Source organism: Halomonas sp. BC04 (assembly GCF_000568385.1).
The window spans coordinates 1-25,080 of sequence record NZ_AZQX01000059.1 but is presented as its reverse complement, the minus strand read 5'-3'; the positions used below and the strand labels follow the sequence as shown (position 1 = coordinate 25,080).

Genomic DNA, 25,080 nt, shown 5'->3' with positions numbered 1-25,080 from the left:
CGCCATGCACGGTAACGCGCCCTGGTGGGGCCTTCGATGGCCACTCCCATCTCGCGGAAGGCCTGCAGGGTCGCCAGGCTGTCCTCCCCCTCCAGGAAGCCCTTCACCTCGGTGATGCCCTCGGCCAACGCGCCTAGCATGATCGAGCGGTGGGAAATGGACTTGTCGCCGGGTACGCGAATGCGGCCGGAAACGTGTCCGCCAGGAACGGCCCGGAAAGTGAGTTTCTCTTGTGATTCCATCTGGTATTCCACCTGATAACTGGTCTGATTCAGGAGCGAGTCGAAATAGTGTCGCGCATGGCTGGCCCGGTCGAAGATGGCGAGCATGGCATCGCCATCGCCGGTTTCCACGGCATGGCGAAGCCGCGCCACCCCGGCCTCGAAGTCATCCAGGGAAGCCAGGACGGCCTCACGATTGGCAACGAAGATATCTCGCCACATCACCGGATCGCTGCCGGCGATGCGGGTAAAGTCGCGAAAGCCGCCGGCGGCGTAGCGGAAGATCTCCAGGCGTTCGTCCTGACGCGCCAGGGTATCCACCAGCGAGAACGCCAGCAGGTGCGGCAGGTGGCTGGTGCGTGCCAGCACCTGGTCATGGCGCTCGACATCCATCTCCAGCACCTGGGCCCGGCACGCCTGCCATAGCGCGCGGACCCGGGCAACGGCTGCCGGTGCCGTCTCGGCACTGGGCGTGAGGATCACCTTGTGATTGACGTAGAGCCGCGGGTTCGACGCCGCCACACCGCTCTTYTCCGACCCGGCGATGGGGTGTCCCAGAACCAGGCCCGGCGGCATGCGCCCGAACACTCGCAGTGCACAGTCGCGCACCGCGGCCTTGGTGCTGCCCACGTCGGTCACCGTGACCCGCGGACTATCCCCTTCCAGGCACCGGCCGGCAGCGCTTCAGCCAGCTCGGCCATCACGCCCTCCATGGCCAGCACCGGTACCGCCAGCACGATCAGCGAAGCGCCTTCCACCAGCGGTGCCAGTCGGGTATCGCCACGGTCGATCAGCCCCATGGCGATGCCGCGGGCGATCTCGTCGGCGTCCGGGTCGCAGGCCACGATGGGATGGCGATGCCCGGCGGCACGCAGGGCGGCGGCCAGGGAGCCTCCGATCAACCCCAGGCCGACGATCAGTATGCGCGACTCGGCGACCTGGCCGGATTCGGGACCCTCACCCACCACGCCTAGAGCACACCTATCGGATAGGAGCCCAGCACCTTGAGTTCGGCGGCGCGCAGGCGCACCTCCTCCAGCACGGCGGCGACCCGCGGCTCATCGACGTGCCCCTTGAAGTCGATGAAGAACACATAGTTCCACACGCCGCTCCGCGAGGGCCGCGACTCCAGGCGGGTCAGGTCGATCTGGTGACGATGGAAGGGTTCGAGCAGCTCATGCAGTGCGCCAGGCTGATTGCGCATGGCCACCACGATGGAGGTCTTGTCTTCGCCGGATATCGGCACGTCATGGCTGCCGATGATCAGGAATCGCGTCGAGTTATCGGGGCGATCCTCGATCTTCTCGGCGATCTTCTCCAGCCCGTAGAGCTTGGCCGCCATATCACCGGCGATGGCCGCGCTGTGCCACTCCCCCTTGATCATCTTGGCGGCCTCGGCGTTGGACGACACCGGCACCCGCTCGGCACGGGGGTAGTGGGCATCGAGCCACTTGCGACACTGGGCAAAGGATTGCGGATGCGAGTAGATCCGCGACACCTTGTCCCGCAGGGTCGCCTCGGACACCAGCAAATGGTGGTGGATGCGCAGCACCACTTCGCCGCAGATGCGGATCGAGGAATCCATGAAGGAGTCCAGGGTATGGCTGATCACTCCCTCGGTAGAGTTCTCCACCGGCACCACGCCGTAGTTCACGGCACCGGCCTCGACCTCGCGAAACACCTCGTCGATGGCGGCCATCGGCAGGCTGACGGCGCTGGCACCGAAGTGCTTGAGGGCGGCCTGCTGGGTGAAGGTGCCCTCTGGCCCCAGGTAGGCGACCTTGATCGGCTGCTCGAGTGCCAGGCAGGCCGACATGATCTCGCGGAACAGTCGGGCCATCTCCTCGCTGTCCAGTGGCCCGCGGTTCAGCTCCATGATGCGACGCAGCACCTGGGCCTCGCGCTCCGGCCGATAGAAGACCGAATCGGGATCGCTCCTGGTCTTCACCTCGGCAACCTGCTTGGCGCAGGCCGCCCTGTCGCTGATCATTCGAAGAATATCGTTGTCCAGCTCGTCGATGCGCTGGCGCAGCGCATCGAGGTTGGTGGGGGTATCGCTCATCGTGTCATCCCCTTCGCTTCTCGAAGTCGGCCATGAAATCGATCAGGGCGTCGACCGCCGCTTCAGGCACGGCATTGTAAAGGCTGGCCCGCATGCCACCGACGCTACGATGCCCCTTGAGGTTGAGCAGGCCGACCTGCTCGGCTTCGTCGAGGAACGGCTTGTCGAGGCGCGCGTCGGCCAGCACGAAAGGCACGTTCATCCGTGAACGGTTCGCCAGGGCAATCGGGTTGGAATAGAGCTCGCTTCCGTCTATGGCGGCATAGAGCCTGGCGGCCTTGCGCGAATTGATGGCGTCCATTGCCGCCAGGCCACCGATATCGTCCTTGAGCCACTGGAACACCAGCCCCGCCAGGTACCAGGCGAAGGTGGGCGGCGTATTGACCATCGACCCGGCCTCGGCCATGGCGTGATAGTCGAAGAGGCTGGGAATGCGCTCGCAGCGGCGCTCGAGCAGATCGTCTCGCACGATGACAAGGGTGAGGCCAGCGGGGCCGATGTTCTTCTGGGCACCCGCGTAAATCACGCCGAAACGCGACACGTCCAGGGGGCCAGAGAGAATGCTCGAGGAAAGGTCGCAGACCAGGGGCACACCGACGTCGGGAACATAGTCGAACTCCAGGCCTCCGATGGTCTCATTGGCGGTGTAGTGCAGGTAGCGGCGTCATCAGCCAGCTCGATGTCCGCCTGCCGGGGCACCGCGGTATGGCCGCTGACTTCACTGGAGCCCGACAGCTGCACCGAAAAGCCCAACTGCTTCGCCTCGGCCAGGGCCTTCTTGCCCCAGATTCCGGTATAGAGGAAGTTGGCGCTGCCGCCCTGCCCCAGCAAGTTCATCGGCACCATGGAGAACTGCAGGCTGGCACCACCCTGCAGGAACAGCACCCGGTAGTTGTCGGGTATCGCCAGCAGCTCGCGCAGATCGGCCTCGGCCTGCTCGGCGATGGCGACGAACTCGGGGGAGCGGTGGCTCATCTCCATCACAGAGAGACCGCGCCCCTGGTAGTCGAGCATCTCCTCGCGAGCCCGCTCGAGCACCGGGGTGGGCAGCGCCGCCGGGCCGGCGCAGAAATTGTAGTGGCGTGTCATCAGCGTCGTGGTTCCATTCTGGCTTTCATGCTCAAGACTATCGTGCTAAAGGCTATGCGTTGGCCGAAATGAGCGCCGGGGACAAGGCGTAGCGAGGGTCTTTTGCCATGGATAGCAAAAGTAGCCCCCAAGGACGGGTTTACAGCGCCCTCGCGAAGGCTTGTCGCCGGAACAGCTCATTGCGCCCGGGTAACTACGCGCTCAGTCGTCGTCCCCGGCGCTCATCGCTCGGCATGGTGCATGCAAGCCTTATTCGTCGTTCTGGGGCTCGCTTTCGGCGCCGCTCTCGTTCGCGTCCGGCCCATCAAGCGACTCACCCTCGCCCTCGATGGCCTCCTCGACCTCTGCGTCTTCCACCTCTTCGGGCTCGTCGATACGCACGGTCTTGACCAGCTTCTCGTTTTCACCCAGACGAATCAGCATCACGCCCTGGGTGTTGCGCGAGGTGATCGAGACCTCATCGACCCGGGTACGCACCAGGGTGCCCTTGTCGGTGATCAGCATCATCTCGTCGGCGGAATAGACCTGCATGGCGGCGACCAGTGAGCCGTTGCGTTCGCTGGTCTGCATAGCGATCACGCCCTGGCCGCCACGGCCCCGCAGCGGGAACTCCTCGAGCCGGGTTCGCTTGCCGTAGCCGTTCTCGCTGGCGGTGAGGATATAGATCTGGCCGCCGTTGCCGTTGATGGACTCGAGCTCGGCGCCCTCTTCGGCCTCGGTTTCGATATCCGCCTCGGCGTCGATCTGCTGGCTCTGGGGAATGATCAGGCTGATCACCTCGGCCCCGTCGAGCAGGCGCATGCCGCGCACGCCACGGGCGGTACGCCCCATGGCACGCACATTGCCTTCCTCGAAGCGAATCGCCTTGCCGTTGGACGAGAGCAGCATGGCGTGGTCGGAGCCGCTGGTGATGGCGGCGCCGACCAGGCGGTCGCCCTCTTCCAGGTCGATGGCGATCAGGCCGACGCTGCGCGGCCGGGAGAACTGCTCCAGGCTGGTGCGCTTGACGGTACCCTGGGCGGTGGCGAAGAAGATATAGCTGTCTGCCCGGTAGTCACGCACCGGCAGGATGGCGTTGATGGCCTCGCCTTCGTCCAGCGGCAGCATGTTGACCAGCGGCTTGCCACGAGAGCCTCGACTGGCGTTGGGCATCTCGTAGACCTTGAGCCAGTAGACCTTGCCCTTGTTGGAGAAGAGCAGCACGGTGTCGTGGGTCGAGGCCACCAGCAGATGCTCGATGACGTCCTCGTCCTTCATCGAAGTGGCCGACTTGCCGCGGCCGCCGCGGCGCTGGGCCTGGTAGTCGGAGAGCGGCTGTGTCTTGGCATAGCCGGTACGCGAAACCGTGACCACCATGTCCTCCTCGGCGATCAGGTCCTCGATGGACAGATCGAGATGGCTGGCCTGGATCTCGGTACGGCGCGGGTCGCCGAACTGGTCGCGAACGGCGGCCAGCTCCTCGCGAATCACCTCCAGCAGGCGCTCGCTGGAGGCGAGAATGGCGGTAAGCTCGGCGATTCGCTCGAGAATGCCGAGGTACTCGTCGAGCAGCTTCTCGGTCTCGAGCCCGGTCAGGCGGTGCAGGCGAAGCTCGAGTATCGCCTGGGCCTGAGCCGGCGAGAGGCGGTATTCGCTGCCGGTCTGATTGAGGCCGAAGCCCTCTTCCAGCTCCTCCGGCTTGCACGAGGTGGCACCGGCACGCTCCAGCATGGCGGTCACCTGACCCGGCTGCCACACCTTCGCCAGCAGCTTCTCCTTGGCCTCGGCGGCACTCGGCGAGGCCTTGATCAGCTCGATCACCTGGTCGATATTGGAGATGGCCACGGCCAGGCCCTCGAGGAGATGCCCACGCTCGCGGGCCTTCTTCAACTCGAACAAGGTACGGCGCGTGACCACTTCGCGACGATGGCGAATGAAAGCCTCAAGAATCTCCTTGAGGTTCATGATCTTCGGCTGGCCATCCTCGATGGCGACCATGTTGATGCCGAAGACATTCTGCAACTGGGTCTGGGCGAAGAGATTGTTGACCACCACCTCGCCGGATTCCCCCCGCTTGACCTCGATCACCACCCGCAGGCCGTCCTTGTCCGACTCGTCGCGCAACTCGGCGATGCCTTCTATCTTCTTCTCTTTGACCAGCTCGGCGATCTTCTCGATCAGCCGCGCCTTGTTCACCTGATACGGCAGCTCGGTGACGATGATGTGGTCGCGACCGCTCTTGTCGTCATGCTCGATGGTGTGGCAGGCGCGCACATAGATGCGCCCACGCCCGGTGCGATAGGCCTCGAGGATGCCGGCCTTGCCGTTGATGATCGCCCCGGTGGGGAAATCAGGCCCCGGAATGTATTCCATCAGGTCGTCGACGGAGAGGGTGTAATCGTCGATCAACGCCAGGCAACCGCTGATGATCTCCACCATGTTGTGGGGTGGAATATTGGTCGCCATGCCCACGGCGATACCCGAGGAGCCGTTGATCAGCAGGTTGGGGACCTTGGTGGGCAGCACATCGGGGATGCGCTCGGTGCCGTCGTAGTTGTCGACCCAGTCGACGGTATCCTTCTCCAGGTCGGCCAGCAGCTCATGGGCGAGCCGGGCCATGCGCACCTCGGTGTAACGCATGGCAGCGGCGTTGTCGCCGTCGATGGAGCCAAAGTTGCCCTGGCCATCCACCAGCACGTGACGCATGGAGAAGTGCTGGGCCATGCGGACGATGGTGTCATAGACGGCACTGTCACCATGGGGGTGGTACTTACCGATGACATCACCGACCACGCGGGCAGATTTCTTGTACGGTTTGTTCCAGTCGTTGCTGAGCTCGTGCATGGCAAACAGCACGCGCCGATGCACTGGCTTGAGGCCATCGCGCACGTCCGGAAGCGCGCGGCCGATGATCACGCTCATCGCGTAATCGAGGTACGACTGCTTGAGTTCGTCCTCGATGTTGACTGGCAGAATTTCTCTGGCGATGTCACCCATGGGTCGTCGAATCCTTTGCACTGCAGCAGGTTGGCGCGTCCTTGTGCAAGAGCATGGCGCGCCATTACAGCCTGACATCATACCATTGCGGACGGCGCAAAGGCAGCGGGGTAGCGCCTCGGATCAACCGGCGATTGACCGGCCCGCGCTCAACCGGCCACACGCTTGTACCGGGTCACGTTTCCTTGCACGCTCATGCAAGCGCCGTGTCGCGCTCACCCCTCCAGGACCAGGGGCTCCAGAAGCGTACGGAGCTCGCCGTCAATGGCAAGGGGCCGGTTGGCCTTTACATCGAGCAGCACGAAGGTGAGGTCGGCGTCGACCACCAGCTTGTCGTCACGCACCCGCCGGATCTCCTGATGCATGCGCGCGCTTCGGCTCCCCAGCTCGGCCAGGCGCGTCTGCACCTCCAGGTCGTCCCCCGCCACCGCCGCCAACCGGTAGTTGATATTGAGGTTGACGGCCACCAGGCGGGGTTGCCGCTGGCAAATGGCCGGGCGACGTCGGGTCGATCATCGAAATAGCCCCAGCGCCCCTCTTCGAGGAACTCCAGGTATCGGGCGTTGTTGACGTGGCCATAGCCATCCAGGTGGTAGCCGCGAACGCGCAGGGTGACACGGGAGAGTCGGGGATCCATCGGTGCTTCTCCTGGGGCAAGACATGACAGGGCAGAGATAACCAACGTCGATTCTAGCCTCGCCGCCGCTCGAATTCAAACAAGAGTTTGAATCCGTGTGACGTATCGAGCCTTACAGCACTGGAACCCCCGCCTCCCCTTGGCCATAATATGCGTCCTTTTTGCTCAGGGAATGCGCCATGTGGTTCAAGCACTTGCACCTATACCGTCTGCATGACTCAACGGCGATCCCGGCAACCGACCTGGAGACGGCATTGGCCGAACAGGCGGCACGCCTGCCCGGCAGCAGTGAGGCTCGCCGACTGGGGTGGTGCCCGCCTGCCGGCCGTGCCGGCACGGCGCTGCTGCACGAGCTTCAGGGGCAGAGACTGATGACGGTCCTGCGCCAGGAGCGCCTGCTGCCGGCCGGAGTGGTTCGCGAGGAAGTCGAGGAGCGTGGCGCCGACATCGAGGCCCGGGAGGGCCGGAAGCTGCGCCGGCAGGAAAAACAGGAACTCAAGGAACTGGTCTATGAAGAGCTGCTGCCCCGCGCCTTCATCCGCAGCCAGAAGGTCGACCTGTGGTGGGATACGCGGCGCAACCTCATCGCGATCAACAGCAGTTCGCGCAAACGCGCCGAAGAGGTACTCGACCTGCTGCGCGAGACCCTGGGAAGTCTCAAGGTGACGCCGCTGGCCACCCAGACCCTGCCGATGCGGGCCATGACCCAGTGGCTCGCCGAAGAGGACTCGCGACCCGCCACCCTGCAGCTCGGCGACCAGGTCGAACTCAAGGCCAAGGGCGATGACGGCGTGCTGCGCGCCCGCCAGGTCGACCTGGACAGCGACGAGATCCAGCAGCTGCTGGCGGCAGGCCGCCAGGCCAGCCGACTGGCCCTGGAGATCGAAGGCCGGCTAAGCTTCGTGTTACATGATGACCTGGCGCTGAAGTCCCTGCGCTTCAGCGATGCCCTGATCGACGAGGCCAATCAAACCGAGGACGATGGCGATGCCATCGTCAGGCTGGAGGCAGACTTCATGCTGATGACCCAGACGCTCGCCGAAGAGATCGAACAGCTGATCGGTTGGCTGGATGGTGAAGCCTCTACTGCGTCGCTACAGGGCAGCGCATGACCGACTCCGTCAAACAGAAGACGCCGATGACAGAACAGCAAAGCGTGACGCCTGCACCGGAACAGGATCCCTGGGCCGACATTCGACCCTACGAGGATAGCGAAGTCGCCGAGGTACTGGCCCGGCTGGCCAATAACCGGGAGCTGCTCGATGCCTTGACGCGCTATCGGCTGCCTCGGCTCAACCGGCTGGTACCCGCTCTGGCCCGCGCCATTGCCTCCTATGCCATTCGTCGCCAGACCCGTGGGGTGGCCAGCGTCCACGACTTCCAGATGCGCGTGGCCTACTACATGGAGCGCATGATTCGCACCTCCACCGACGACTTCCGCGTCGAGGGTCTGGAGCACCTGGCGCAGGATACGGCCTGCCTGTTCATCGGCAACCATCGCGATATTTCCCTCGACCCGGCCTTCGTCAACTACGGCCTTCATCGCGCCGGTCGCGATACGGTCCGCATCGCCATCGGCGACAACCTGCTGAAGAAGCCTTATGTCACCGACTTGATGCGGCTCAACAAGAGCTTCATCGTGCCCCGCGCCCTGCGCGGGAAGCGCGCCATGCTGGCCGCCTACCAGTCGCTATCCGCCTATATCCGCCACTCCATCACCGAGGACAATCACTCGATCTGGATGGCTCAGCGGGAGGGCCGGGCCAAGGACGGCATCGACCGCACTGACCCGGCCATCATCAAGATGCTGACCATGGCCCGGCGCCACGAGGATCGCAAGGCCCCCATCGGGGACGCGATCGCCGAATTGCGCGTGGTACCGGTATCGATCAGCTACGAGTACGACCCTTGCGACGTACAGAAGGCCCGGGAGCTGCACGCCATTCATAGCCAGGGCCGATACGACAAGAGCGAGTTCGAGGATATCCAGTCCATCGTGGCCGGTATCACGGGCCACAAGGGGCGTGTGCAGCTTCGCTTCGGCGAACCACTGGGAGCCCGCTTCGACACCCCGGAGGCCGTTGCCGCCGAGATCGACCGACAGGTCGTCTCCGGCTACCACCTCTTCCCCAGCCACTTCCTCGCCCTCGAGGCGCTCGGCGATGCTCCCGAGCTGCTCGACATGAGCGAGGTCAGCGACGTCGACCGGGCACGCTTCCAGGCGCGCCTGAAAGACGTGCCGCCGAGCTGCGGCCCTGGTGGCTGGCCCAGTACGCCAATCCGGTGCGCAACAAGGCAGGCAAGCTGAAGGATGGCGGGTGAATAGCCCCCTTGCCGACCAYGGCGCCCGGACCCGGGAGGCCCACAAGGCCACCCTGGTCGGCGCCATGGTCGATCTGGTCGTCGGCCTGATGAAGATCGTGGCAGGCTGGCTGGTGGGCTCCGCGGCACTGGTTGCGGACGGTATCCACTCGTTTTCCGACCTATTGACCGACGGGTTCGTCCTGGCTGCCACGCATTTCGGCCGCCAGGCTCCGGACAGCAACCACCCTTACGGCCATGGCCGCATCGAGACCCTTGCCACCCTATGGCTCGGCAGCGTGCTGATCTTCGTGGCCGGCGGTATCGCCTGGGCGAGCCTCAACCGCCTGCTGGTCGGCGAGCCGATTCCCGCCCCGGGAATCTGGGCCATTGGCGTCGCCGTGATCGCCCTGCTCGCCAAGGAGTGGATCTTCCGCTACACACTGCGCATCGCCAAGCGGGTCAATTCGCGTCTGCTGGAAGCCAACGCCTGGCACTCCCGCTCGGACGCCCTCTCCACCGTGGTGGTCTTGGTCGCCCTGGTCGCCGCGCAGTTCGGTGCCGGCTGGGTGGACGCCGTAGCCGCCATCGTGGTCGGGGTCATGGTGGGCCAGGTGGGCGGTCGCCTGCTGTGGGAATCCAGCCGGGAGCTGATCGACACCGCTCTTCCGGAAGAGGAGCGCGATGCGATGCAGTCGGTGGCCGCAGCGGTGCCCGGCGTTCACGGCGTCCACGATCTGCGCACCCGCTCGCTGGGCAGCCAGGTCATACTCGACCTGCATATCGTCGTCGCCCCGCGACTGACCGTTTCCGAGGCCCACGAGATCGGCAATGCCGTGAGCCGGCGGCTACGGGATGCCTTTCCCAACCTGGCCGATGTCACCTTCCATATCGACCCCGAAGACGACGCAGGCGAGACAGAGCACAGCCTGCGCCCCGGCCTGCCCTTGCGCCGAGACGTGGAAGGGGTGCTCGATGAGGCCTGGTCTCGCTGTGAGGTATGGCAGAGCCGCGTCGCCCTCGACCTGCACTATCTCGACAATCAGGTCGATGTCTCGATCTATGTTCGCCGACTTCCCGCCAACCAGAGCCTGGACGACGCGGCCAGCGAACTGCGTGATGCCTCCCGACAGTTGACCTGGATTGGGCGGCTGAGGGTATGGCAGGGGCCCGGCAAGGGGTAAACAATGCCGACGACAACTATCATTCCGACATACCTTCGCATGACGATCATCATGCGGGTCGTTCTACTCCCCTCACTCCTCTATACTCATCGAAACGCAGCATTACAGAACTAAACATTCCGGCTCCCAGATGCCCCATCGACACAACCGACACTCCTTCAGGCCCGATCGCCGCCACTTCCTGGCAGGCCTTGGCTCCCTGTTGCTGGCTGCCGGGCTGGGGCTCAAACCGGCTCCGCTGGAGGCGCGCATCAATCGCGGCAGGCTCCGCGAGAGCATGCAGCGACTGTATGGCCAGCAGGGGCTTCGAATTCTGGAGGACTGGTTTGCGCTACTCGACCGATTGAACGGGGCTCCTCTCGACACCCAACTGCGGGAGGTCAACGACTTCTTCAATCGCCGGGTGCGCTGGGTGGACGACATCGACAACTGGGGCGCCGAGGACCACTGGGCCACACCACTGGAAACCATGGGTCAGGGCCAGGGCGACTGCGAGGACTACTCCATCGCCAAGTACGTCTCCCTGAAGGAGCTGAGCGTGCCCGGCGACCGGCTGCGGATGATCTATGTACGCGCCCGCATCGGTCGCAGCCAGATCGTTCAGGCCCACATGGTCCTCGGCTACTACGAGCGCCCCACTGCCGTGCCCCTGATCCTCGACAACCTGGTGCCGTCCATCACCCCGGCCACCCAGCGCACCGACCTGGACCCTGTCTTCAGTTTCAACAGTGAAGGCCTGTGGGCCGGCGGCTCCACCCAATCGCGTGCGGATCCGGTAGCCAGGCTATCGCGCTGGCGCAGCGTGATCGGGCGAATGCAGGATCAAGGGTTCATCGGATGATTCGGAAAAGCGGTCGACATAAATAACAGGGGTACCAGCCCCAGGCGGAGGAATAACCGAGATGTCACTGATAAAGCAGCTCTGGCTGACCATCGTGGTACTGCTGCTGCTGGCGTTCGTCGGCAGCCTGCTCATCGGCGTGACGAGCAGCCGCCACTATATCGAGCAGGAAATTCGCATCAAGAATACCGACAACGCCAATGCGCTGGCGCTTTCCATGAGCCAGATGGAAAAGGACCCCGTGATCCTGGAGCTGCTGCTGGCCGCCCAGTTCGACACCGGCCACTATCGACGCATCGAGCTTCGCGACCCCGAAGGCGAGATCATCGAGCAGCGCATTGCCAACGAGCACATCGAAGACGTGCCGGGCTGGTTCGTCGACCTGGTCCGTTTTGACATCCCAGCCGGCCAGGCCGTAGTTCAGGATGGTTGGCAGCAGTACGGCACGCTGGAGCTGGAAAGCCAGCACAGTTTTGCCTACCGCTCGCTATGGCGAAGCAGCCTTGAGCTGGCCGGCTGGTTTGCCATTGCCGGTGTGATCAGTCTGCTGCTGGCGAGCTGGATCGTTCGCACCATTCGCCTCCCGCTGCGCGACGTGGTCTCGCAGGCCCAGGCGATCGGCGAGCGACGCTTCGCCACGGCCAGGGAACCCAGGACCCTGGAGCTTCGCGAAGTGGTGCAGGCCATGAATCGGCTATCCGGTGCCGTACGCCAGATGCTGGGGGAAGAGAGTGAAAAACTCGACCAGTTGCGCCGGCGGATGCAGAACGATTCCGTCACGGCGATACCCGCTCGAGCCCCCTTCCTCGATCAGCTTCAGGCTCATCTCCAGAGCGACAGCGACGATGCCAGCGGCACACTGGCACTGGTGCGAGTGGCCCGCCTGGCCGAGGTCAATCAGCAGCTCGGCCATGCGGCGACCGATGCCCTGCTGGCCAAGGTGGCCCGCAGCCTGAAACAGCTGGCCCACCTCTCCGGGGACGGCAAGGTGGGGCGGCTGAACGGCAGCGATTTCGCCTTGATCGTGCCTCGCCAGCATGACCTTGAAACCCTTGGCGGCGAGCTGAAGACGTGCCTTGAAGGCCTTTCGGCAGAGCATGATGATGTTATTTCGCTGCCTTCGGCCCTGTGTGAATATACCCAGGGAGAGAGCCGGGCCGAGCTGCTGGCGAGCCTGGATGGCGCGCTGGCGGCTGCCGAGAGCCTGGAGCGGAACGGCCAGGTCATATTGACCGTGCCTGCCAGCAGCGTGCTCTACACCAGCCATGAAGAGTGGCGCCAGGCCCTGAAACAGGCGCTGGGCCAGGGAGTCTTCCTGGCCCACTACCCGGTACTCGATCCCAAGGGGCACTTGATCCACCACGAGGTTCCCTCCCGGCTGCGCCTGAAGGAGGAGTGGCAGCCAGCCGGCGTCTTCCTGCCCTGGGTGTCGCGCCTGGCCATGTCAGCAGAGCTGGACCTGGCCGTGGTATCAGCGGCCCTCAAGGACACCGAGTCAAGCGGCAAGCCCGTCGGCATCAACCTCTCCGCGCACTCGCTGCGAGACGGCCGCTTCGTCAGTGAGCTGCTCGCCCGGGTTCGCTCCCGGCCGAACTGCGCTTCCCGGCTGTGGTTCGAGCTCCCCCAGTCCGTCGCCATGCAACAGCCCAAGGCGTTGCAGAACCTGTGCAAGGAGTTGCTGCCACTGGGCTGCCGGATGGGACTGGAACACGTCAGCACACAGTTCGGCAAGATCGAGGGGCTCCAGGACCTGGGGCTGACCTTCATGAAAATCGACGGCTCGCTAAGCCACGACATCGCGAATCAAAGCCAGCAGCAGAGCCTGCTACGCGGCATGTGCACCCTCGCCCATTCGCTGGGCATCATGCGATTGCCGAAGGCGTGGAATCCCGCACTGCTGCCGCCGTGCTGTTCGAGCTGGGGATGGATGGCGTGACCGGACCAGGCATACGCCAGAACGGCGGAGATAAGGATTCGGCTGGGTAGAAACCATCGCTAGTGTGCCGTCCCAGAAATGAGCGAGCTAATTCGCTTGACCTTTTCGAGAATGGAGTCGGCAGTAGCTGTCCAGATAAATGGCGAAGCCTGCTCGTTATAGTGGTCGGCAAAGTATTCGATCTTGTTCACGAGGTCCTTGACACTGGAAAACGAGCCGCGGCGGATGGCCTTCTCGGTGATGATGCCGAACCAACGCTCGACTTGATTAAGCCATGACGCGTAGGTCGGGGTGTAGTGAATGTGGTAGCGCGGTCGCTTGGCGAGCCATGCTTTAACCTTGGCGTGCTTGTGGGTGGCGTAGTTGTCGACGATGAGATGGATATCGAGATCGTCGGGCACGTTCGCATCAATATGACGTAAGAACGCGAGGAATTCCTGATGCCGATGGCGTTTCTTGCATTGTGTGATGACCTCTCCGCTCGCGATGTCCAGGGCGGCAAACAGCGTGGTGGTGCCATGTCGGACGTAATCATGGGTGACACCCTCGACATAGCCCAGTCCCATGGGCAGCACCGGTTGGGTACGGTCCAGTGCCTGTACTTGGGACTTCTCATCGACGCACAAGACCATAGCGTGGTCCGGCGGGTTGAGGTACAGCCCGACGATGTCGCGCACTTTTTCGACGAAGAAGGGATCGGTGGAGAGTTTGAAGTGGCGTTGGCGGTGTGGCTGGACGCCAAAGAGACTGAACCAACGCTGGACGGTGCTTTTGGACACGCCCGTTTCCTCGGCCATGGTGCGTACGCTCCAATGCGTACCATCGGGCGGTTCCGTCTGGAGCGCCCGAGTGATGACCTCGGCTACCTGCTCATCCTCATACGACCGGGGACGTCCACTTCTCAGCTCGTCATGCAAGCCCTCGATACCGAATTCGATGTACCGTTTGCGCCATTTCCCGACGGTGTTCTTGTTCAGGCGCATCCGCTCGGCGATGGCGATATTGGTTTCGCCATCGGCACAGGCCAACACGATCTGCGCGCGTTGCACCAAGCCATGGGGAAGGGCGTGAGAATTAGCGAGACTCACGAGATGGGCGCGCTCTTCGTTGCTCAACTCGACGAGAGGGCTGGGGCGTCCGCGAGGCATAATCAGTATCCTGGTTGGGGCCTGACTATTATTCTACTATTTATTTGCGGGACGTTACACTAGCCGATCGCCAGACAAGAGACAGCCGGCATATACGCCGGCTGTCGCTTGTCAGGGTAACACTTGCCTGAATGCAGGTGGCGCCACTTCAGATCACGCCACCTCAGATCACCCCACTGTCGTCATCCGATTCCGACATCAAGCCCACACTATTCAATCGCTGGCGCAGCGACTGACGCTCCATCAGCTTCTGCTGGGCGGGCTCCGGCAAGTCGGTGAAACTGATCACGCTCTTGTCCATGAGCACGTTGATCACATCCTCCAGCACTCGAACGAAAGCCAGGTCCGACTTCGACAGCGCCATGCTTTCCATGTCTTCGTCATCGGAAACGAAGGCCTGCAGCTCCGGTGAACAGGGCGGCACGAACTCCTTGCACTCGTCGGTCGCCTCGCGGCTGACCTGAACGACCTGACCCGACTCGTCGCGCTTGATGTACATGGTGGTGGCCTCAAGAATCGCATAGCGTGAATTTAGCGCCAGAATAGCAAGCGCCCCGCTATCGCCAGTGTAAACAAATTGGCCCCGCTCGACACTATCGAGCGGGGCCTCCGTCATACAGAATTAACCACGATACTACTGATCGATATGCAACTGACCACTCTCAATCATTTTGGAAATCAGATCAGTACTGTCGCCCGGCGCCGCACCGAAGTCGGTAAAGCTCTTGCCTTCCAGGCGAATGGTCTGGTCGGCGTTATCCTTGCTGCCAGCCAGACTACCATCGGAGCTGAGATACAGCACAGTGTCAGCCCCCTCCTGCTCGGCCATGACGAAGTCACCGATATTGTTCTCGTTCTCGCCCTGCAAGAGATCAGCGATATCCAAGGTGTTGTTGCCGTTTCCAAAGTCGGTAACGATATCATTTGCTGGTGAATTGCTGTCTCCTTGATCACCGAAATTCCACCGGAAAACATCATCGCCAGCACCACCCGTCAGCGTATCGTCCCCAGCACCTCCTACTAGAACATCCACGCCACCGGTGCCTTCCAACTCATCATCGCCGCCGCTGCCAAACTGGACGTTCATATTCGGACTATCGATGCGAATCGTCAGATTTGCTTGCGCCTGGTTGACGTTTGGCTGAACCAGCTGATACGTAAAGGTCTCAACGCCACCGATGTTGGCTGCCTCAGCATAGGGAGTATAAGTGTATTCGCCGTTGCCACCGATCTCCAGTAAGCCAAAACGCCCCTCGACCACCTCGGTCTCGCCTAGGGAAACGCCTTTGAACGTATCGCCATTCAGGATCTGTAGGTCGGCATTGGCAGGGCGCACATCCGGATGTTCGTCATCGGCCGGAGAACTGATGACGTTGCCGAAGATAGGGTCGGCTTTCGGCACCTGTTCTGGCGGCGGCGTGATCATCAACTTCAGGTCCGAGATGGCGGCGCTGGCAGGGTGAAAAGTTGTCCAGCTAACGTTACCAGAGACCTTGAGGGTATAACTGCCCGGGGCTAGATCGATCGTTTCCAGCTCCGAGGTGTTGCCAGTGAAGGGGCCACCGCCGTCAATGCTGTCGCCGTTTTCGTCGAGAACTTCCCAGGTCAAGGACGCCGTCGAACTACCAGTCAAGCCGCTGGACGTCTCCGTAACCACAGTGAAGCTCAGGTTGCCAGTTCCATCCCCTGGTACGTCCAGATTAATTTCGTGAGTTCCACTCTCCGAGCCCCTACGCAGTCCGGAACCCGAAATGTCAAACGTCGCATCCTCCGGCGTCGAATCCACCGAATCCTGTGGCACCTCCGTCAGCGTAATGGTGGCCTCAATGCTGTTATCGAATGCTGCTAGTGTCTCCACACCCACATTGCCGGAGGTCCAGGCACTCTGCATACCCTGATCGGAGATCGCAAGCGCTTTCACGTTGATATTGTCCGCGCCCTCATCCGGTCGGACCTGGAGGTTATCAATATCATTGCCATTCAGTTCGTAGATGCCCTCACCGTTCGGTGTCAACGGATTGCCGTTCTGAACCAGGGTGCCGCCCTCGACCTCAACCAAGTAGGTCTCAATGGAGCCTTCATCAATGGAGCCCGATAGCGTGACAGGGTATACGAATGAAGCGGACTCGAGACTGCCCTGGATATCAAATACATTGACAATTTCATCTACATGAGTAGATGTCACACGGAACTCAAGGTGAGCCCTACCATCATCATCAAGGACAACATTGAAGGCCGGTTGCTCTTTATCGAATTCCGTATCATCCTCGTTTTTTGGGTCATAGTAGTTGAACTTCTCCAGTAACTCTCCGTTGGCAAACACCTCGAACTTATCCTCGGTGCCCCCGCGTCCGGAAACACCATCTTCCCAGCCACCGAAGGCCTGATGGGTCCACGATACCTTCACGACCTGACCCGCCTTCGAGGCGCCAAAGTCCAGGGTGGCGAAACCGCTGTCAACGCCCGGTTTCGATGAGTCCATGTTATTGTCGCCGGAGCCACCCACCGGCTCCTCCGACCCCAAATTTTCAAAACTACCCGGCACGGTGACCGTCTCGAAGTCGATCTCGAGACCCACGTCTACCGTAGCTTCGGGGACCGGCGGCGCATCCGGCGTTTCTGGCACACCCGCGTCCAGCGCATTGAGATTGATGGTCAACGTGGCCTCATCCGTAGAACCATCTGCGTCTACCACCGTGTAAACGAACTCCTCAGTTTCTAGCAGACTCGACGGGACATAGTTTAGTCCGCTGACAACGTAGCCTGCGTTATTTGTCTCACTTGTATCCAGCGAGAATGCCAGATAACTGAAGGGGGTTTCGCTCGACACAGTCTGGAGAATCTCGAAGCCACTCTGATCTTCACCTTGGAACACCCCCGAAGCCACTTGATTACCCTCTGCATCGAAGGCAAACCACTTTCCGTCCTCGGTCTGAGCGGCATTGAACTGGTTGACGCCGAAGGTCGCTTCGAATGCAGGCTCTTTGAGCTTGATAACCAGGGTTTCATTATTATCGGTCTTGCCACTGCTGCCCTGTGGCCACGCCCCTATGCCGGCCTTGGCACCAGGATTGAATCGTACATCGCTTGCTGCAGCCTGATTGAGAGCCCCGGTATTTAGACCATTATCGGAAAGCGGACTGTTACCTACACCAAAACCCCACAGACCCTCGGTGCCACTTTGCCAGTCAGCCAGACTATTGCTTGGCACGCTTACCGGGGTGACCTCCTTAGCCGTGAATTTGAAACCACCGTCTCGGTCGATGACCAAGGTGCCGCCGCCTCCGGTTTCGATGTTGAGGAATTCACTGCCTTCTGTAAAGGTGTACGTTTCCCCCTCGTAAACAACCTGCGTCAAGGACAGATCCTGATCAGCGCCCTTGTCATTTTCGAGGACATCACCCTTCACGTAGCTTCCGGTATCCACCTGCTCCGTGTCATCCTTGGCCTTCACGCCGTCGTCGATAATGGTGACATTGATGGTGTTGGCGCCGGGCTCGGTCTGGGCATCATTGGTATCAACCAGAATCACGTCAATGCCCTTCTTGTCTAGAGTGGCATCATCGTCCTGGCCATCGGGGTGATCCACCGATTCGGCCAACTTGAACGTATAGCTGACTTCGCCCGTATCCGAATCGTAGCCATCAACAATCAGGGCATTACCCTCTCCAGTGCCGATAACAATCGGATTGCTTTCACTATCATTCAGAGCATCAATGCTGATTTCGACATAGCCGGACTGCGGGTTCACTTCAACGCCATCGATAGGCCCCCCACCGGCACTACTAGCAGATTCCCCCTGAATCCACAGTGCCCTCACCCCAGCCACTGAGACCAGTGTCATCTTACCAGAATCAACGGGGTCGCCCTCACCAGATCGCGTGCCGTTGCTAAGAAATGCTTCGTCGACAGTGACATCACTGTCACTGAGGCCAGTAATTGACGGAGGCGGCAGCGGGACATCAAAGGAGTCCGGCACATCGGTATTAGTGTCCATCGGATCGATTAACACCTGCACCGAGTCACTGGTATTTCCCGCTTCATCAGTGACGCTGTACTCAAAGTTGGCAGGAGCCAGTTCGTTCCAGGAGATACCAGCAATGAAATAATCACTGCTATCTGTACTATCTGATCCGGCGCTGTAACCGTCGGCATATTCTGCAGCCGTGAACCTTAGCTGATCAAACACGACGCCTGTAGGCAGGCTAAAGCTACCATGGCTGCCTCCAGTATCAAGGTCAATCGGATCGCCGTTAAGCTTTGCATCTTTTATACCGCTGAAGGTCCATGATCCTACCTGCTCGCCATCAAGCCAGGCCTCAACACGCCCCACCTCTCCTTCGTCGACAATTAGGTTACCGATGGAAACCTCAACGTTCATTGAAGGCTTGGAAAAGTCCACAACAATGGTCTGCGAAAAACCCTCACGGAACGCCAACTGCTCAGGCACTTCGTCCTGCAGTCCTGCACCATCGTCGACACCCATGCCATTGGAATGAAAGCTCAGCAGATCATTATCCTGCTGCCCATAGAAACCATAGGAATATATAGAGACACCGTACCCCTCCCAATCAGAGGCTTGGCTGCCACTATTGAAATCCAAGCTACGTTCAGTACCAGCCGTGGCCGCATCGCTGCTATCAATGGCCCAATAAAGTTCAGAACTAGTACTGAACTCATCACCGACTCCTGCTTCACTGAAAGTACCACCGCTATTGGTAGCTAGATACAGTGTTCCGTAGCTAGGCAACGAAGTGAGGGTAAATACTAAATCGTCCTCATGGGTTTCATTATCCTTACCACCGAGAGACGGGTCGCCCTCCAGCACCGTTGGTTCGGTTTTGCCTTTTTCATCTTCGTCAACGCCACCACCAACAGTGAATGTGCGGAAAAACAGCGGCATCGTTTCGACGCCGTCAGGTCTCGTGTCACTCTCAGTGTAGAGCTCTGCACTTGTTAGAACTGGATCGGCAATAGGCGGAACGTCGTCTATGAGCTGAACATTGATCGTCACTAGCTGGCTAACGGAGTCGCCATCACCATCGGTCACTGTATAGGTGAACTCCTCAGTCAGCTCACCATAACCATGCCCATCTGCAGGTGTATAAAGCAAGCGCCCTTGGTCATCAATATGGAGAGTTCCTCCCTCACTGCCTGATCCAAAGACGACAGCGTCCTCAGAGGCGAAACCGTCTGCGCCAGGCTCGATACCGAGCGCTGTAAGAGCATCTTCCGCAAGGATTACATAGCTGTCTTCCGAGCCAATATTGACTTCATTGAACGTGGCATCGTCAGCGCTAGGACCGTCATCCAGGAAGTAGATAACCTGACCAATATCGATCACGGCGCTTGCTTCATCCCCGTCCCCGTCAGTGACGGTTTTGGCCAAGAAAACAACACCACTAAGAATATTGACTGGGTCACTTTCCCCCACCACATTTTCCAGGGGATGCTCAACAGCCCTGATCTGATCCAGGGTCACAATGCCTGTATCGGAATCGACACCTAGTGTGAAGACAGCCTCTTCATCATTACCGATCATTATATAGCCGACGATATCCCCACCCACGACTTCCTTCACGAAGACGGTCTCTCCGGTCTGTGTATCGACCAGACCGGAATCGGCGCCATTCTCTGCTACGCTCAAGCTGTAGTCACGAGATTCCAGGCCGTCAGCACCATATTCGGCGGTAAAGTAACTGGAGAAGTCAAACTTGGCTGTGACGTCGAGCTCCGCTTCGTCGACGGTCAGGTTGGCAGGTGCCCAGCTGACATTGATGTTGACATCATTATAATCACGATCACTGCTGTCACCATAAATGTCTTCCCAGTTCAGGTCACCCTCTTCGGCGTTGTTCTCGACATGAGAGGATCCATCAGGATGCAGTGACGCATCACTGAAGAGTACGGGTGCTTTTTCATCCTCACCCTCCAAGGCGTCGGTGCTGCCTACCGGCACTGCCACCCACACCAGAACGCCATCAGGATTCTCGACTTGGATGAATTCGACTTCGGTTTCATCTTTCAGGTCGGGGTTATTATTCGATCCATTAGGAATGATGAAATAGCCTACCTCGCCTGGAGCGAAACCTTCCAAAGTGTAGGTTGCGCTCGGGTCATCCTTGACATTCGACCAAATGACCTTGCCAACGGTAGGATTGCCGTTCTCATCCTTGATGTAATAGCCAAAGCTGTTGTCGTAGCCAACACCCGCGGCACTGCCGAGATTGGTAACGGTCAACTCGTGACCTGAAGGATCTATACCTTCGACACTAGGTATATCGTCATCCACCTGAACACCGACCGTGCCCGGCGCCGATGCGGTACCGTCTTTGTCGATGGCGATCACTTCGATGCCGCTGAGGGTCAGTTTGTCCAGTTCCTCGCCGTGCGGCAGGTTGCTTAGCAGCTCCACCATGACGCTGACGCTGCCACTCTCACCCGCAGCAATAGTTTCACCGGACAGGCTCAGCTTAAGCACGTCCTCATTGTCAAGACGCCCGATCAGCTCGCCATCGACCTCGTGCCAGGTGAGCTTACGATCACCGTCAAGGCCGTCAACCGTAATGCTGTCGGTGTTACCAAACACGAAGCTCGCGATGTCGTCGCTGCCGGCGGTGAAGATGAGATCGGCAGTGTCGCTGAGCTTGTCGGTGTCGGCGTCTTCACGCAGGCCACGCTCGTTGACCACCAAGAAGACGTCACCGCCCTCGCCACCTTCCCCACCCGGGATCGGGCCGGCACCATCCTTGATCCAGATTGTGTGGGTAGCAGTCGCCACATCTCCATCTCCATCGGTCTTTCTCAACTCGATGTTCAGAGTCACCTTGCCGGCGCTGTGGTCCATATTGGTTCCCGGCTCGAAGCGCCAGAAGCCGTTACCAAAGAAGGTCAGAGTGCCTTCATTCAATTCGTAGGTTTGACCAACCACAAAATCTTGAAGCTCACCACCGTTAAAAGACACCTGGCGTACAGCACCTTCTTCATCTGCACCTGACTCGCTGCTCCAGCGACCCCAGATATTCATACCGCCTTCTCTTGCGATAGGCCAGCCCCACAGTGAAACATCAGGAGCATCATCGTCGACTCTCACCTCAATGGTTGCAGGGTCTTTCGACTTGGTACCATCGGCATCCACTGCCATTACTTCAATACCACTGATGGTGAGCTTATCGAGATCCTCCCCATGGAGAAGATTGCTCAGAAGAGTGACATTGACATCTACTACACCACTTTCACCAGCCGCAATGGCATCACCTGAAAGGCTCAGCTCAAGGGCTGACTCACCATCAAGGAGCAGAACCAGACTTCCATTCTGAAGCGTCCACTCCACCTGATCGTATTTTTCCAGAGCGAGGCCATCAATATCAATCGACATGGCATCGAGACTAGCGAATTCAAAGCTGGTTATGTCGTCACTACCAGCCGTAAATGCAAGCTCACTAACTTTGCTGGTAGCTTCGCTATCCCGCAACTGTGCTTCGTCCAGCTCAATGGTGACACTACCACCCTCACCACTTGTGTCACCAGGCTTCGGCCCTTCACCGTCAATAATGGCGATGGTATGCGTGGCGCTGACGCGATCGAGGTCACCATCGATTTTGATTAGCTTGAAGCTGAAATCCACTGCCTCAACATCACCGTGATCAAGATTGGTACCCGGCACAAAGACCCAAGTACCGTCCTCGATCAACGCCAAGGTGCCCTGCGGTGTATCGAAGCTAGCTGAACCGTCTTCGAAGACCAGCACCTGTTCATCGCCACCATTTATCGAGATCAGGCGCTCGGCCCCAACTTCATCACCACCACTTTCTGTCGACCAGGTCCCGGTTACTTCCTCGCCCCCCTCTACGGCTTCCATGGCCCCTTCAAGCGCCACCTCTGGACCGTCATCAACAAAATTCAGCAGCCCACCGATATCGATAACGCCGCTGTCTTCGTCGACATCGCCATCGTTGTCCACGACGACCACGCTACCTGTCAACGAAATCAGCTCACTGGACAGTGATATGGACTGGCCAGGCTCGATGCCTTCCGGGTGGTCAATAGCCTGGAACTGTTGCAACGTGATGGTTTGCGTTTCACCATCACTGTCGATGAACAGGGCGAAGACAATGCTGCTGGGATCGTTGCTCTCTACATTGGGGGGATAGAAGTCCGTGCTGCCAATGATGGCCATCCCGCCGTCAGGACCTTCAACTTCGTGCAGGTAGACAGTGTTGCCACCTGACTCCAGGCCGGAATCGACTGGGCCTTCTCCGGAACCCTTGAGCCCCAAAGCGTAGGTCCAGGTAACGGAGGCAAGACCATCGGCACCTGGCTCGATGGTGGCATTGAAAAACTTGGCGAGATCACGTGAATTGACCAGTGAGTCCGTTTGGTCTTCGTCAAGACCGTAGCCCAGCAGCTGAGGCTGGACCTCACTCGGAGCCTGATCGCGAGGCCCAGTCTCGCCCCCCCCACCTTCAAATAGAGGTGTGAGGTCAGCATCCGAGGTTGTCAGGGTAAAGCCTTCTAAGTCTTCCGCCTGGGTAACGTCAACCGATGGGCTATCGTCCACAATGGTGAACTCAAGGCTACTGGAGGCCGTGTTACCACCCGCATCGGTGACGGTGTACACAAGGCTTGCCAAGGCCTCATCGGTACCCTCTTCATGCAACAGGTTGTTGGCAAGTGTGACGGTAAACTCGCCGGTCTGCGGGTCAATCTCAACCTGGAACAGGAACGGCTCTGCGGCGTTACTTTCTTGCACCCGCTCATTGGACGCCGTGAGAGTGTTGCTACCAACATCCCAGTCGAGAATAAAACTCTCCTGACCAATGGTCAGGGTCTCACCGTCCATGCTGGCAAAGCCTATGCTGCCGGCGCCTAAAGGTCCGAAGCTAAAGTCGAGGCTCCCAGTGGCCGTTACACTGGTGAAGCCACTCCCAAACGCTAGCGCCATAGGAGTGGGACCATCGATGGGCTGCTGGTCATCCGACAACAGGCTAGACTCTGCGAGTGAAATACTTGCAGGCCCAGCGGTCGGATCACCTACGATCTCTTCATCAGTATCAGTATCAGCCTCCGCTTCCGCAAGCAGCAGGCCTGCCCCTTCGATTTCCGGCGCACCATCCAGTTCGCCCATGCCAAACTCGAAGGCCAGCGGATCGACATTTTCCGCGATACGCGCCAGCTGCACGAAGCTATGGCCGCCGTCGGCGCCGCCACCCGGGCCGGCACCGGCTGCGGTGGCATCGAGCACGTCAAGGAGGTCTACATCGTCATCGTCCAGGGCGGCGAGCAGGGCTTCCAGATCTTCATCCAGCGCACTGAATTCGCTCGCGTCTACAGGCAGGTCGGCATCGAGTTCGGGGGTCATGGCGACTACCTGGCCGCCTTCGATGACAGTCGGGTCCAGATTGTCGGCGAAATCGAGTTCGACGCGCCCGTTATCCGAAGTGACCAGCGACTCCCCCTCAGCCAGGGTGTCACCCACGCGAAGTTCACGCATGTTGCCATCGGCGTCGCGCGCCCAGGCCTGACCGGAGATGGATACGACAGTAGCAATGCTCATGAAGTGACTCCCTGCGAACTAGTCTTTATCAGTGCCAAACAGGAATGACCCGGTAGCTTGGATCGACCCATTTTTGGCTTATGGGGTCACTTTAGGTTACGTACGCATACAAAAGTATTGGACCGATGGACAGGGAGGCGACGCAGGCGAAAACCCAGAAACAACCAGAGGGCCCGGCAGTGCCGGGCCCTCTGGACATGATCAAGCAGGCTCTCGGCTACTCGATTTCGATCTGGTTGTCCTCAATCAGCTGTTGGAGCACGTTCCCATGATAGGAGATGCCTTCCAGAAGTATCAGCTGGTCGGCAAGATACAGCTCTCCGTCATCAAAGGCGCCACTGGCGCTGAGGTGTAAATGTGTGTCGCCATCCTCCGCCGCCGTGACCTGGAGGAAGTGATCCAGCGTTTCACTGTCACCATCCCATTCGGTGAGCAGTTCTCGCAGGTCAAGCGAATCGCCGTCGCCCAAACGATAACTGGAGACGCTCTCGTCAGTAGAAAGCGACTCTTCCTCCTCTCCACCCAACGTCCAGCCGAAGGTCTCGACACTGGTTTCGTCGAGGGAATCAGCGTCTGGAGCAATAGCCAGGTCAAGTTCGACAGGCCTCACCGAGAAGGCACTTTCTGAGCCTGATTGACCGGGGCCGGTCGTGCCACCGAGAAAGGCGATGAAGGCAAACGGCTGGTCATGCTCGATAACGACATGTCCATCCTGCAACGACAGGTCCTCCAGGTTCCCCTTGTAGAAAAACTCTCCGTCGATGTCGTAGAGGTTATAGGTCGCACCATGGATAGGACCGAACAGTTCGAAGGTGGCTGCCGTGGCGAGGCCACTCAGTTCGAACAACAGTGCTTCACCGGCCTCGATGGCGTCCGGGTCGTTGTTGCCCTGATGGTCGACGGAGTAGAAGCCGGATGGCGAGAGCACCGCCGTGGCACTCTGGGAGCCGGTCTCCTTGAGCTCCCGGGCATTGCCCAGGGTGCCTTGCCCGTCACTCGCACCAACGGTATGGCCCGAGAAGGAGAGAATCATCGGGACATCGGGGTCATCCGGGTCGTCTGGATCATCCGGATCATCCGGGTCATCCGGGTCATCCGGGTCATCCGGGTCATCCGGGTCATCCGGGTC

The 25,080-nt window shown here is 60.1% G+C and carries 11 protein-coding genes and 4 pseudogenes; 5 read left to right on the top strand and 10 right to left on the bottom strand.

Annotated elements, in window-relative coordinates; genetic code table 11:
- The 6 genes and pseudogenes from Q427_RS04475 to Q427_RS35995 all read right to left on the bottom strand — a co-directional run.
- Positions 1–1,186: pseudogene (locus Q427_RS04475) on the bottom strand (prephenate dehydrogenase/arogenate dehydrogenase family protein); the annotation flags it as partial.
- A 5-nt stretch (positions 1,187–1,191) separates the two neighbouring features.
- Positions 1,192–2,283: a prephenate dehydratase gene (pheA, locus tag Q427_RS04470; RefSeq protein ID WP_043511395.1), complete on the bottom strand. Its 1,092-nt coding sequence runs from the start codon at positions 2,281–2,283 to the stop codon at positions 1,192–1,194.
- A 4-nt stretch (positions 2,284–2,287) separates the two neighbouring features.
- Positions 2,288–3,372 (bottom strand): annotated as a pseudogene (gene serC / locus Q427_RS04465) (3-phosphoserine/phosphohydroxythreonine transaminase).
- A gap of 249 nt (positions 3,373–3,621) precedes the next feature.
- Positions 3,622–6,348, bottom strand: coding sequence for a DNA gyrase subunit A (gene gyrA, locus Q427_RS04460; protein WP_043511393.1), 2,727 nt, complete (start codon positions 6,346–6,348; stop codon positions 3,622–3,624).
- A 215-nt stretch (positions 6,349–6,563) separates the two neighbouring features.
- Positions 6,564–6,815 carry an acyl-CoA thioesterase gene (locus Q427_RS36000; RefSeq protein WP_331280541.1) on the bottom strand — a complete coding sequence of 84 codons (252 nt, stop codon included), beginning with the start codon at positions 6,813–6,815 and terminating at the stop codon, positions 6,564–6,566.
- A gap of 104 nt (positions 6,816–6,919) precedes the next feature.
- Positions 6,920–6,985 (bottom strand): annotated as a pseudogene (locus tag Q427_RS35995) (thioesterase); the annotation flags it as partial.
- Positions 6,986–7,164: 179 nt separating this feature from the next.
- Between Q427_RS35995 and Q427_RS04450 the strand changes: the two are divergent.
- The 5 genes and pseudogenes from Q427_RS04450 to Q427_RS04430 all read left to right on the top strand — a co-directional run bounded on the left by Q427_RS04450 (position 7,165) and on the right by Q427_RS04430 (position 13,247).
- On the top strand, positions 7,165–8,097 hold the full coding sequence (locus Q427_RS04450; RefSeq protein WP_043511391.1) for a recombination-associated protein RdgC: 933 nt from the start codon (positions 7,165–7,167) through the stop codon (positions 8,095–8,097).
- A gap of 26 nt (positions 8,098–8,123) precedes the next feature.
- Positions 8,124–9,307 (top strand): annotated as a pseudogene (locus Q427_RS04445) (1-acyl-sn-glycerol-3-phosphate acyltransferase).
- Entirely contained in the window at positions 9,304–10,470 is a 1,167-nt protein-coding gene (locus Q427_RS04440; RefSeq protein ID WP_043511388.1) for a cation diffusion facilitator family transporter, read from the top strand. Before Q427_RS04445 ends, Q427_RS04440 begins: the two are co-directional and overlap by 4 nt.
- Positions 10,471–10,600: 130 nt before the next feature.
- Positions 10,601–11,311 (top strand): transglutaminase-like cysteine peptidase, encoded by a 711-nt coding sequence (locus Q427_RS04435; protein WP_043511386.1) that lies wholly within the window; start codon positions 10,601–10,603, stop codon positions 11,309–11,311.
- Positions 11,312–11,372: 61 nt separating this feature from the next.
- The gene (locus Q427_RS04430) at positions 11,373–13,247 is read left to right on the top strand and encodes a bifunctional diguanylate cyclase/phosphodiesterase (RefSeq protein WP_331280540.1); all 1,875 of its coding nucleotides are present in this window, start codon (positions 11,373–11,375) and stop codon (positions 13,245–13,247) included.
- A gap of 59 nt (positions 13,248–13,306) precedes the next feature.
- Here the strand turns inward: Q427_RS04430 and Q427_RS04425 are convergent, their stop codons facing one another.
- The 4 genes from Q427_RS04425 to Q427_RS28615 all read right to left on the bottom strand — a co-directional run.
- A complete protein-coding gene (locus Q427_RS04425; RefSeq protein WP_043511384.1) occupies positions 13,307–14,395 on the bottom strand; it encodes an IS630 family transposase in 1,089 nt (362 codons plus the stop codon).
- A gap of 163 nt (positions 14,396–14,558) precedes the next feature.
- The gene (locus tag Q427_RS04420; protein ID WP_231613403.1) at positions 14,559–15,011 is read right to left on the bottom strand and encodes a tryptophan synthase subunit beta like protein; all 453 of its coding nucleotides are present in this window, start codon (positions 15,009–15,011) and stop codon (positions 14,559–14,561) included.
- 18 nt (positions 15,012–15,029) lie between these two features.
- Positions 15,030–23,951 carry a retention module-containing protein gene (locus Q427_RS35115; RefSeq protein ID WP_155833457.1) on the bottom strand — a complete coding sequence of 2,974 codons (8,922 nt, stop codon included), beginning with the start codon at positions 23,949–23,951 and terminating at the stop codon, positions 15,030–15,032.
- Between the two features lie 217 nt (positions 23,952–24,168).
- The coding region (locus tag Q427_RS28615) for a type I secretion C-terminal target domain-containing protein (RefSeq protein WP_155833456.1) at positions 24,169–25,080 on the bottom strand (912 nt) is incomplete at its 5' end.

Excerpts from the sequence above, each read along its gene's own strand:
- pheA (WP_043511395.1), bottom strand. The coding sequence starts at position 2,283 with ATGAGCGATACCCCCACCAACCTCGATGCGCTGCGCCAGCGCATCGAC.
- gyrA (WP_043511393.1), bottom strand. The coding sequence starts at position 6,348 with ATGGGTGACATCGCCAGAGAAATTCTGCCAGTCAACATCGAGGACGAA.
- Q427_RS04450 (WP_043511391.1), top strand. The coding sequence starts at position 7,165 with ATGTGGTTCAAGCACTTGCACCTATACCGTCTGCATGACTCAACGGCG.
- Q427_RS04435 (WP_043511386.1), top strand. The coding sequence starts at position 10,601 with ATGCCCCATCGACACAACCGACACTCCTTCAGGCCCGATCGCCGCCAC.
- Q427_RS04430 (WP_331280540.1), top strand. The coding sequence starts at position 11,373 with ATGTCACTGATAAAGCAGCTCTGGCTGACCATCGTGGTACTGCTGCTG.
- Q427_RS04425 (WP_043511384.1), bottom strand. The coding sequence starts at position 14,395 with ATGCCTCGCGGACGCCCCAGCCCTCTCGTCGAGTTGAGCAACGAAGAG.
- Q427_RS04420 (WP_231613403.1), bottom strand. The coding sequence starts at position 15,011 with ATGACGGAGGCCCCGCTCGATAGTGTCGAGCGGGGCCAATTTGTTTAC.
- Q427_RS35115 (WP_155833457.1), bottom strand. The coding sequence starts at position 23,951 with ATGAGCATTGCTACTGTCGTATCCATCTCCGGTCAGGCCTGGGCGCGC.